Below are 10,836 nucleotides of genomic sequence, written 5' to 3'. Positions count from 1 at the left end.
GCCCCCGGGCGCCCGCGCCTACGCCCTGAGCACCGCGCGCGGCGAGTTCGCCGTCGTCGACTCGTCGCCGGCCGCGGGTGTCGAGGGCCGGGGGGTCGTCCTGATGCTGCCGGGGTTCACCGGGAGCAAGGAGGACTTCCGGCTGCTCCACGAGCCCCTCGCACAGCGGGGGTACCGGGTCGTCGCCGTGGACGGGCGGGGGCAGCACGAGTCGGGCGGCCCCCGGGACGACGAATCCGCCTACTCCCAGCGGGAACTGGCACGGGACGTGCTCGCGCAGGCCGAGGCGCTGGGCGGGCCCGTCCACCTCGTCGGGCACTCGCTCGGCGGGCAGATCGCCCGTGCCGCCGTGCTGCTCGACCACTCCCCCTTCGTCTCCTTCACCCTGGTCTCGTCCGGGCCTGCGGAGATCTCCGTCTCCCAGCAGCAGCGCGTGAAGCTGCTGCGGGACGCTCTCGCCGTGCTGTCGATGGAGGAGGTGTGGGAGGCCATCCAGGCCATGGGGCCGCCGGAGGAAGTCGGCGGGCCCGCCCGCGGCCTCGGTGACCAGGACCAGTTGCGCCGCCGCTGGCTCGGCCACAGTCCCGCCCAACTGCTGGCGACGGGAGGTCAGTTGTGCACCGAGCCGGACCGCGTGGCCGAACTCGCCGCGCGCCGGCTGCCGTTCCACGTCCTGTCGGGCGCGCACGACGACACCTGGCCGGTGGCGGTCCTCGACGACATGGCCCTGCGCCTGAACGCGCGCCGCACGGTCGTCACGGGAGCGGAGCACTCCCCCAACGCCGACCGCCCGCTGCCGACGGCCCGTGCCCTCGCCGACTTCTGGGACGGCATCGGACGGGTCCGGGACGACGACTGATCCCAGGCCCCGGCGGCTCCCGGGGCGGCCTAGTACTGCGTCCGCAGATGATCCCAGAAGCCGTCCCGCAGCGCCCGCCGCAGGTCCGCCTGGCCGCGCAGTGAGTACTGCAGGAGACCCTCCGCCTCCACGAGCAGGTCCTGGTCCACGGAGCCGGGCAGGTACGGGTGGCCGGGCAGCAACTCGACCAGTGTGTCCCGGCCGCGTGCCGCCAGCCACTTCGCCGCGATCTGCGCGCCCACGAACCGCACGTCATCCCGGGTGGGCCTGCTGGCGGCCGTCTCGTAGGCGGGGGCCGTGCGGCGGGATACGTACGGCTTGAAGAAGTCGAGGTCGAAGGTGCGCTGGCTGTCGACCTCCCACAGAAGGGGCTCCGCCTGGTTGCGGCCCTCCGGGGCCTCGATGCCCCAGAGGTGGACCCGGGCGCCGTACCCCTGGGCCGCCTCCACCGCCGACACCAGGTCCTCGTCGCCGCCGAGCAGGGCCGCGTCGCTGATGGCGCGGTGCCGGGCGAGGGACTCCAGGTCGGAGCGGATGAGCGAATCGACGCCCTTCTGCTGGTTGTTGGCGTTGAGGTTGCCCAGCCTCACCTTGACGTCGGGCAGTTCCGCGATGGTCTGCTGCTCCGCGGTGTGGATGCGGCGGCGGGCGCCGTCGTACCAGTAGACCCGCAGCAGCCGGCTGTCGGCGAAGATCGTGCGGGCCTTGTCGATGAGCGCGTCGATCAGGCCCTCGGCGTCCAGGTCGAAGGCGCGGCGGTCCTCCGTGCCGGCGACGAGGCGTCCCGCCGCCGCGTACAGGTACCCGGCATCGACGAAGATCGCGTGGGTGGAGGGCGTCTTCGCCACCTCGGCGAGCATGCGCTGGAGCAGCTCGTTGGTGCGGTCGATGCGGGCGCTGAGGGCCGCGAGGTCGTCGTTCATCGCCTCCATTGTCCCGGCGGTCACGCTGCGAGTACAACCGGTCCCGGTCGGTCCTGTAACGACACTCTTACGGCTCGGTAATTAGCCGTTCGAAAAATTTCCTTAGCGTAGGGAATGTTTGACACGTGCATCCCTGTTGACCCATACGGAACACCGGGCGCCAACGCCCGGTGGGCCGGACACCGAGTAGTTCTCCTCAGGAGGATGACCAGACGAAGGGAGAAGCCCTTGCGCTTCGAAATCATGCGACTCGACGACGTCGACGGCACTGCTGTGGACTCGACCGTTGTGGACGCCGCCTCCGTCAACCGCATCGTTCAGCAGGCGGCCGCCATAGGGCAGCGCCTCTGGATCCGCCCGGCCGAGACCACGGCCTCATAACGCGCGCAGCTCTCCCACACTTCGCAGCCCCCGCCCGGCATCGGCCGTGCGGGGGCTCCGCTGTTGCGGACCTCCGTGGTCGGGGGCGTACTGACTGAAGGGTCCAGCGCGAACCAGGACAGGACGGTGGAGCATGTCGGTGACGGACCGGTCGCACAAGGGACTGCACGAGCAGGCCGCCGCCGAGGCAGCACGGCGCTACGAGGACTCCGCCGCGGAGCGCGAGCGGGTGGAGGGCCGGCTGGCGGCCGGGGTGCGGTTCCCCGACTCCCCGGACGCGCTCGCCGTGCGCGCCGACCGGATCCTCGACCGGGGCGGTCTGTCGCCCTCGGCGGTGGTGGCGGACATCCACCGCGAGGCCATGGACCTGCCGGACGCCAACGAGCGGATCATCGACCTGTCCAACGAGCTCCAGGCCTGGAGCTTCCTGCCGCGCGGGGTGAGGGCCGGGGCCACGGTCGCCCGGATCACCCTGCGGCGCGACGGCCGCGAGCTGCCGCACGGCACCGGGTTCCTGGTCTCTCCGCGGCTGATGATGACCAACCACCACGTCCTGCCCGACGAGGGCTTCGCGCGCCGCTGCTTCGCGGAGTTCAACGCCCAGGTCACGGCCGACAACCTGCCCGACACCGTCGTCCGGATGGAGCTCGACCCCGGGGCCTTCTTCGCGGCGGACCGGCGGCTCGACTTCGCCCTCGTGGCGGTCGCGCCCACCCTGGACGGCCCGCCTCCGGGCGAGGTGTTCGGCTGGAACCGGCTGAGCGTGCAGATCGGCAAGCTGGTACTGGGCGAGAAGGTCAACATCATCGGCCATCCCTCGGGGCGGCTGAAGGAGATCGCGCTGCGCGACAACGCGGTGCTGGTCCGCCTCGACGACTTCGTGCACTACACGACCGACACCGAACCGGGGAACTCCGGCTCCCCCGTCTTCAACGACCAGTGGGAGGTCGTGGCGCTGCACCACAGCGGCGTGCCCAGGAAGGACGACCAGGGCCGCGTCCTGCGCAAGGACGGCCGGCCCTGGCAGCAGGGCGACGGCGACGACGCCATCGACTGGGTCGCCAACGAGGGCGTCCGGATCAGCTCGGTCCTCAAGCACCTGGCCGGGCTGGAGCTCGACCCGGGGCGGCGCGCCCTGCTGGCCGAGATGGGCCCGGACACCGGCCTGGACCGGGCCATGGCCACCGCGCCGGCCCTTCCCACGCCCGCCCCCGGCGCACAGCCCGAGAGGGCGACGGCCGGGGTACCGGGCGTCACATCCCCGTCGGCCCGCGTGACGGTTTCCACGGCCGGGAGCGAGGCCGCCGGCCAAAGACCCCGGACCGGGCTCCGGGCCCGCGGTACCGCCTTCGGCGGCCGTCAGCACCTGGTCTTCCTGCACGGCCGGGACCAGCAGGAGAACTACCCCGACGATCTCCGCCGCAGCTGGACGGCCGGCCTGAACCGCGGACTCACCCTCGCGTCCATGCCCCCGCTCGACCCCGAGGACGTGTGGTTCCCGTACTACGGCACGAGACTGCACGACATCGTGAGCGGCCGGGAGAGCACCGCTGGGCCCATCGGCCTCGGCCAGGTGAGCGCCGCCGCTGCCGCCGAGGTGTTCGCGGCGGAGTCGCCCACGGGCTCCTACGAGCGGCTGCTCCACGAGGCGGCCGCCCGGGCCGGCATGCCCCAGAACGGGCCGGCGACCACGGAGGGGTTCGGATCGGGCCTGGTCGGGGTGCTGCACCGGCCGCTGAGCTGGCTGGCCGCCCGGTCCGACCTGGACGAGTGGACCATCGCCACGTTCCTGCGGGACGTCGACCTGTACCTCGGCGACAGCGCCGTGCGGCAGGCGGTGTTGGACAGCGTCCTGGAGACGATGCCGACGAGCGGCGAGCTGGTGCTGGTCACGCACAGCCTGGGCACGGTCGTGGGCATGGACCTCCTGACCCGGCTGCCCGACGGCGTCGACCCCGTGCTGCTGGTCACCGCGGGCAGCCCGCTCGGCCTGGACGGCGTCAACGAGCGTCTCCTCACCCGAGGTCCGCACCAGCCGCCGCGGGTGCGTGACTGGGTGAACGTCTGGTGCCCCACCGACGCGGTGGCCATCGGCTGCCCCCTGGAGGACGAACGGTGGGGGAAGCTCACCCAGCTGGCCGTCTCCAACGGCCGCGACCGCGCGCACAAGATCGAGGAGTATCTCGGTCACCCCAAGGCGGCCCGGGAGATCCGCGGAGTCCTGCGGGCCTGACGGGGATCGTCAGCTCCCCTGGATCACCTGCGTGACGCCGTTGATGATCTGCTGCACGGCGATCGCGGAGAGCATCATGCCGGCGAGGCGGGTCACCAGGACCACACCGCCGTCCTTGATGATCCGGATGATCACCAGCGAGTAGCGCATCACGAGCCACAGCACGATGTGGATGGCGAGGATCGCCGCCCAGACCGACACCTGGGCGGCGGCGCTGTGGGCCTTCTGCACGGCGAGGATGACCGACACGATCGCGCCGGGCCCGGCCAGCAACGGCATGCCCAGCGGTACGAGGGCGACGTTGACGTCCTTGGTCTGCTTCGGCTCGTCGGTCTTGCCGGTGAGCAGGTCCAGCGCGATCAGCAGGAGCAGCAGCCCGCCCGCGATCATCAGCGCGGGCACGGACACGTGCAGGTAGTTCAGGATCTGGTGTCCGAGAAGACCGAACACGGTGATCACACCGCCGGCGACGCAGACGGCCTGGAAGGCCATCCGCTTCTGCACCTTGCCGGGCCGGCCGGCGGTGAGGGCGAGGAAGATCGGTGTGATCCCCGGGGGATCCATGATGACGAAGAGGGTCAGGAACAGGGAGCCGAAGACGGCGACGTCGAACATGAGTGAGCCTTGCGCAGGGGGCTGCCGCCGCGGGCAGGCGGTGCGCAGGGCAGAACGCCTGGGCGCAGCGGGCAGCGCCGGGTGAGAAAAGGAGAAAGAGAAGAGACGGACCTGCGGGAGTGAGACCTCAGAGAGCTCCGCCGGCCCCCGGCACGGGAAACGCCCCGAAGGCCCGCCGGGTGATCTCCCCGTACACCTCTGGATCCGTCGTGTACTCGCCGAGTACACAGGTCTTCCGGCTGCCGTGGTAGTCCGACGATCCGGTCACGAGCAGGCCGAGCTCCTTGGCCAGCCCTCGCAGTCGCGCACGGGTGTCCGCGTCATGGTCCATGTGGTCCGCCTCGACGCCGTCCAGCCCGGCCGCGGCCATCTCGGCGATGGCGGCCTCCGGGACCGTGAGCCCCCGCTTGGTCGCCCCGGGATGCGCGAACACCGCGACCCCGCCCGCGCCCTTGATCAGCCGGATCGCCTCGAAGGGGTCGGTCTCGTGCTTCTCCACGAACACCCGGCCGCCGTCGGCCAGCCAGTCCGGTGTGAAGGCGTCGTTCACGGTCGGCACGACGCCGAGCTCGACAAGCGCGCTCGCCACGTGCGGGCGCCCGACGGATCCGTCACCGGCGATCCGGGCGACCTGCTCCCACGTCACGGGGACGCCCAGCTCCTGAAGCTTGGCGATCATGCCCTGGGCGCGCGGTACCCGGTCGTCCCGGACCAGCTCCCGCTCGGCGAGCAGCGCCGGCTCCTCGGCATCGAAGAGGTAGGCCAGCATGTGCATGCTGATGCCGTCGATCCGGCAGGAGAGCTCGGCCCCGGTGACCAGCGTGACTCCCTCGGGCAGCGCGGCGATCGCCTCGGCATGCCCGCGGGTGGTGTCGTGATCGGTGAGCGCGACGACGTCCAGCCCGGCGGCAGCGGCCTTCCGCACCAGCTCGGCCGGGGAGTCCGTCCCGTCGGAAGCGGTGGAGTGGGTGTGCAGATCGATACGCACGACACGGACTCCAGACACGGGCGGGACGACAGGACTGCTCAAGGATAACCAGCTTTTCGACGCCCCATGTCACACCCGAACCCGGCGAGCACCCCCTACACGCCTCAGGGTCCCAGCAAGCGCGGCGACAGGGCGCCGCACGGCACCAGCTCGACCTCGGCGCCGGCATCCCGCAGATCCGTGAGCACCAGCTCGTCGTACATCAGCAATCCGGACTGCTCGGGCCACACCACCGCCCACAGCCACATTCCGAGCGCCTCCCCCGCGAACACCGCCCGGTCGTCCGGCGCCCCGGCCACATGCCACAACGGTGTGGGGCGCCCGGCGGCCAGCACCTTCGCCTGAGGGGGCTTCTCGACGTTCATGTGCGGCCCGGGGTCGGGCCCGTCCATGCCGGCGTACCGCGCGCCGAGTCCGACGCCGAGCTCCTCGGCCACCAGGATCAGCTCGCCCATGCCGCCGAGCGGGCCGGGCCCCGTGCAGGCGACGGCGGTCGCCCGGCCGCCCGTGCGGTCGTCCCCCGCGCAGGCCACTCCCGTGAACAGCCACCCCACCGGCAACGGCCACGGCATCCACAGCGGCACCTGGGTGCGATGCACCACGACGTTGAGGGCGTCGACGCTGGGCGGTATCACGGGCTGCACCGGATGGACGGTGCCGTGCGCATCGCACTGCCACGAGTCGGAGAAGAGGCCGGGAGCCCTGACCCGGCCACCGCACTTCGGGCAACTGGGTTCGCCCCTCATAGGGCCCCACGGTCCTACCCCCACCCCGCCGCGTCAAGGACGATCACCCATCCGGACGGAACCCTTCACCACCCACACTAGATGCATCTTGCATTAATTAGCATTGCTAACTTAGCATGTGCATATACCAACTACTTGAGTCTCGGAAAGGGAGCACCCAATGGACCCCTTGGGCCCCGGAGCGGGCGGCCTCCTGAAGCAGCCCAAGTCCGTGTGGGCGACCGCCGGGGCGTCGGTCGTCGCCTTCATGGGCATCGGACTCGTCGACCCGATCCTGCCGTCCATCGCCCAGGGCCTCGACGCCACGGCGAGCCAGGTCTCCCTGCTCTTCACCTCGTACTTCCTCATCACCGCCGTCGCGATGCTGGTGACCGGCTTCGTCTCCAGCCGGATCGGCGGCCGCAGGACCCTGCTGCTCGGCCTCGCGTTCGTCGTGGTGTTCGCCGGACTCGCGGGCACCTCCGGATCCGTAGGTGAACTGGTCGGATACCGGGCCGGGTGGGGCCTCGGCAACGCGCTGTTCGTCTCGACGGCCCTCGCGGTCATCGTCGGCGCGGCGGCCGGAGGCAGCGCCGCGGCGATCCTGCTGTACGAGTCGGCCCTCGGCCTGGGCATGGCCTGCGGTCCGCTGCTGGGCGCTCTGCTCGGCGACGCCAGCTGGCGCTACCCCTTCTTCGGCACGGCGTTCCTGATGGCCATCGGCTTCCTGTGCATCACGGTGTTCCTGAAGGAACAGCCGAAGCCGGCCCGCAGGACCTCGCCGCTGGACCCGCTCAAGGCCCTCGGCCACGGCGGCCTTGCCTCCGCCGCGGTCTCGGCGTTCTTCTACAACTACACGTTCTTCACCGTGCTGGCCTTCACGCCGTTCGTGCTGAACATGAGCCCGTACCGGTCGGGGGCGGTGTTCTTCGCCTGGGGCGTGCTGCTCGCCGTCTTCTCGGTGATCGTGGCGCCGCGGCTGCAGAAGCGGTTCGGCTCACTGAAGGTGCTGGGCGGTTCGCTGGTACTTCTCGCGGCCGACGTACTGGTGCTCGGTTACGGCTCCCACGCCACGGCCGTCGTCTGCACGATCCTGTCCGGCGCCTTCATCGGCGTGAACAACACCGTCTACACCGAGCTGGCCCTCGGCGTCTCGGACGCGCCCCGGCCGGTGGCGAGCGCGGGCTACAACTTCGTGCGCTGGTTCGCGGCGGCGGCCGCCCCGTTCTTCGCGCCGAAGATCGAGGAGTGGACCGACATCCACATCCCCTTCGTGGTGGCGGCGGTCACCGCGGTCGCGGGCGCGGTCGTGGTGGTCGTGCGGCGGAAGGCCCTCACCTACCGAGCCGAAGAACTGGAGCCGAAGCACGCGACCGAGGACGGTGTCGCCGTCTTCGCCAACTGAGGCCGCGCAACGGAGGGTTGGTGAGCTTCCTCACTCCAGCGGAACGGACTGCCGGGACGGATCCCGGAGGTCCGTCCCCGAGTTGAGCCACCGCTCCTGAAGCGCCTGCGCGCCGTGCACTCGCTTCCAGGCCGCCTCGTTCGGGGTCATCGGCAGCAGCGGCAGGAACCGCACCGGCTCGAGTGGCTCGTCGAGCTCCAGGTCCTCCACCAGGCCGCCCGGCTCGGCGACCAGGACGGAGGTGAACGGGGCGCCGGGCCACAACGCCTCACCGACGTCCAGGGATGCGCCAGGAGCCACGACCAGGCCCTCCACCTGCGGAGACGCCGCGAGCACGGCGAGCGGCCGGAGCACCTTGTCGGTCTCGGCGAGCCCGGCGCGGAGGGAGAGGACCAGCTCGGCGCGCGGCCCCTTGACCGGGTCGGCCACCACCGCCGTCGGGTCCGTCATGGGGTGCGCGGACATGCCGAGCGAGGCGTAGCGGACGATGCCGGCCCCCTGGAAGCGGAGCACCTCGATGCGGTCCGTGCCCAGGAAGGTGACCGCCGCGCGCGCGTCCGGTTCGCCCAGCGCGGTACGCAACCGGGCTTCGACCAGAGGAAGAACATCTGCCATGCGGCGAGCATAGAACTCGCCAGTAGCGGGCAAAGCAGCACCTTGACAGTTGTGTCGGCTGCTACTCTTGCCCGGTGGTTCGGGGCAGCACGCAGAAGCGTCGCGGTCAAGCCCCGACGCCGAAGGAACTCCCTCACGAGGGACCGGCCGGAGGAGGTGGGGCTGCAATGGATCGAAGTCGACCGTGCAGTAGCACCACGCTCTTCGCGCCGTCGATGTAGCTGCTTCTGTCTCCGGCTGCCACCTCTCGCACTCGCTTCACCGCGGAAGAGCGCTTCGTTTCGCTTTGCCTGATCTGCCTCAGTAGCTGAATCAGTGACGAAACCGACCACCGCGACGGTGCGGTGCTCCCCGCTTTGTGGACGTGCCAAACATCCGTAGGCCCTACGTCCCCATTCCGGGTAGTTCCACCCGTCGTCGGCCGGCGTTCGTCGCCCGCCCGCGAAGGAGCCCGCCATGTCGATGATCCGCGACCTGCGCGCAGTCGTCCGTCCGTCCCGTGTGTCGCTGCGCAAGGACGGCGGGACGTACGACGCCACCCGCAGCCCCTGCGCGGCCACGGCCGTCGTCGACTGCGCCGTCTACCGCGACGGCCGCCGCATCGAGACCGAGACCGCCCTGACCCCGCACGAGGCGGTGCGCCTGGTGCGCCGCGACGGGGGCTTCGTGTGGATCGGCCTGCACGAGCCGACCGAGGCCGAATTCTCCGGCATCGCCAGCGAGTTCGGACTGCACCCGCTCGCCGTGGAGGACGCCGTCCAGGCCCACCAGCGGCCCAAGCTGGAGCGCTACGACGACTCCCTCTTCACTGTCTTCAAGACCATCCACTACGTCGAGCACGACCAGCTCGACGCCAACAGCGAGGTCGTCGAGTCCGGCGAGGTCATGTGCTTCACCGGACGGGACTTCTTCATCACCGTCCGGCACGGCGGGCAGGGCTCCCTCCGGGCCCTCAGGCACCGCCTCCAGGACGACCCCGAGCTGCTCGCCAAGGGCCCCTCGGCGGTGCTGCACGCCATCGCCGACCACGTCGTCGACGGGTACATCGCCGTCGCCGACGCGGTGCAGGACGACATCGACGAGGTCGAGACCGAGGTGTTCTCCCCGGGGCGCAAGGGCGCACCGCGGGGTTCGGACGCCGGGCGGATCTACCAACTCAAGCGCGAGGTGCTGGAGTTCAAGCGGGCCGTGTCGCCGCTGCTGCGGCCCATGCAGCTGCTGAGCGAGCGGCCGATGCGGCTGGTCGACCCCGACATCCAGAAGTACTTCCGGGACGTCGCCGACCACCTGGCCCGCGTCCAGGAGCAGGTCATCGGCTTCGACGAGCTCCTCAACTCCATCCTCCAGGCCAACCTCGCGCAGGCGTCCGTCGCCCAGAACGAGGACATGCGGAAGATCACCTCCTGGGCCGCGATCATCGCCGTGCCGACGATGGTGTGCGGCGTGTACGGCATGAACTTCGACCACATGCCGGAGCTGCACTGGCGGTACGGCTACCCGGCGATCATGGGCGTCACCGTGGTCATCTGTCTCGGCATCCACCGCACGCTGAAGCGGAACGGATGGCTGTGAGCAGCCTGGTTAGGCTGGGCCCCATGACAAGCGAGCTGCTCGACCAGGCCCTCGTCGAGGAGGCCACCAAGAAGTCCGGCCTCGTCTGGGTCCAGGGCGCCGACGGCCCGGCGCGTGCGCTGTGGCACGTGTGGCACGAGGGCGCCGCGTGCCTGGTCGGCGACGGGCCCGGCGAGCAGCCGCTGCCGGGGCTGAGCGACGGCGCCGAGGCGAAGGTGACGGTCCGCAGCAAGGACAAGGGCGGCCGGCTGGTCACCTGGACGGCGCGGATCACCCAGCTCGCGCCGGGCTCCGAGGCGTGGGACGCGGCGGTCGCCGAGCTGAAGGGCAAACGCCTGAACGCGCCCGACGCCGAGGCCATGCCCGAGCGCTGGGCCCGCGAGTGCCGGGTGCTGCGCCTGGAACCGACCGGGGCGACGGCGCCACTGCCCGACGGCTCCCTGTCCGGGCCGCCCCTGCCGCTGGCTCTTATACACATCTCCGAGCCCACGAGACTAGCGCTCAACTCGTATGCCGTCTT

General features: G+C 70.9%; 11 protein-coding genes. 6 read left to right on the top strand and 5 right to left on the bottom strand.

The window, feature by feature from the left end; translation table 11 throughout:
- Positions 1–859: alpha/beta fold hydrolase (locus C1J00_RS29265; RefSeq protein WP_245936551.1), on the top strand; the 859-nt coding region annotated here is incomplete at its 5' end.
- A 29-nt stretch (positions 860–888) separates the two neighbouring features.
- On the opposite strand, the gene C1J00_RS29260 is transcribed toward C1J00_RS29265, so the two are convergent.
- Positions 889–1,782: an NYN domain-containing protein gene (locus C1J00_RS29260; protein WP_180989733.1), complete on the bottom strand. Its 894-nt coding sequence runs from the start codon at positions 1,780–1,782 to the stop codon at positions 889–891.
- Positions 1,783–2,010: 228 nt separating this feature from the next.
- Here C1J00_RS29260 and C1J00_RS45535 point away from each other — a divergent pair, with 228 nt between their 5' ends.
- Positions 2,011–2,163, top strand: coding sequence for a DUF8834 family protein (locus C1J00_RS45535; RefSeq protein ID WP_097223186.1), 153 nt, complete (start codon positions 2,011–2,013; stop codon positions 2,161–2,163).
- Between the two features lie 133 nt (positions 2,164–2,296).
- Positions 2,297–4,396 (top strand): trypsin-like serine peptidase, encoded by a 2,100-nt coding sequence (locus tag C1J00_RS29255; RefSeq protein WP_102912007.1) that lies wholly within the window; start codon positions 2,297–2,299, stop codon positions 4,394–4,396.
- A gap of 9 nt (positions 4,397–4,405) precedes the next feature.
- Here the strand turns inward: C1J00_RS29255 and C1J00_RS29250 are convergent, their stop codons facing one another.
- The 3 genes from C1J00_RS29250 to C1J00_RS29240 all read right to left on the bottom strand — a co-directional run bounded on the left by C1J00_RS29250 (position 4,406) and on the right by C1J00_RS29240 (position 6,745).
- Positions 4,406–5,011 (bottom strand): MarC family protein, encoded by a 606-nt coding sequence (locus C1J00_RS29250; protein ID WP_102912006.1) that lies wholly within the window; start codon positions 5,009–5,011, stop codon positions 4,406–4,408.
- Between the two features lie 127 nt (positions 5,012–5,138).
- Positions 5,139–5,999: a PHP domain-containing protein gene (locus tag C1J00_RS29245; RefSeq protein WP_102912005.1), complete on the bottom strand. Its 861-nt coding sequence runs from the start codon at positions 5,997–5,999 to the stop codon at positions 5,139–5,141.
- 104 nt (positions 6,000–6,103) lie between these two features.
- Positions 6,104–6,745 (bottom strand): DUF6758 family protein, encoded by a 642-nt coding sequence (locus tag C1J00_RS29240; RefSeq protein ID WP_102912004.1) that lies wholly within the window; start codon positions 6,743–6,745, stop codon positions 6,104–6,106.
- A 160-nt stretch (positions 6,746–6,905) separates the two neighbouring features.
- Here C1J00_RS29240 and C1J00_RS29235 point away from each other — a divergent pair, with 160 nt between their 5' ends.
- Positions 6,906–8,129 (top strand): MFS transporter, encoded by a 1,224-nt coding sequence (locus tag C1J00_RS29235; RefSeq protein WP_102912003.1) that lies wholly within the window; start codon positions 6,906–6,908, stop codon positions 8,127–8,129.
- A 30-nt stretch (positions 8,130–8,159) separates the two neighbouring features.
- Here the strand turns inward: C1J00_RS29235 and C1J00_RS29230 are convergent, their stop codons facing one another.
- Entirely contained in the window at positions 8,160–8,744 is a 585-nt protein-coding gene (locus C1J00_RS29230) for a suppressor of fused domain protein (protein ID WP_102912002.1), read from the bottom strand.
- 456 nt (positions 8,745–9,200) lie between these two features.
- Between C1J00_RS29230 and C1J00_RS29225 the strand changes: the two genes are divergently transcribed.
- Positions 9,201–10,316, top strand: a complete 1,116-nt coding sequence (locus C1J00_RS29225; protein WP_102912001.1) for a magnesium and cobalt transport protein CorA — start codon at positions 9,201–9,203, stop codon at positions 10,314–10,316.
- 23 nt (positions 10,317–10,339) lie between these two features.
- Positions 10,340–10,836, top strand: a 497-nt coding sequence (locus C1J00_RS29220; protein WP_102912000.1) for a hypothetical protein, incomplete at its 3' end; no start/stop codon positions are given.

It is taken from the genome of Streptomyces cahuitamycinicus (assembly GCF_002891435.1).
GTDB lineage: Bacteria > Actinomycetota > Actinomycetes > Streptomycetales > Streptomycetaceae > Streptomyces > Streptomyces cahuitamycinicus.
Note: the sequence above shows the minus strand (reverse complement) of the source record. Positions and strands in the feature narration are given on the sequence as shown.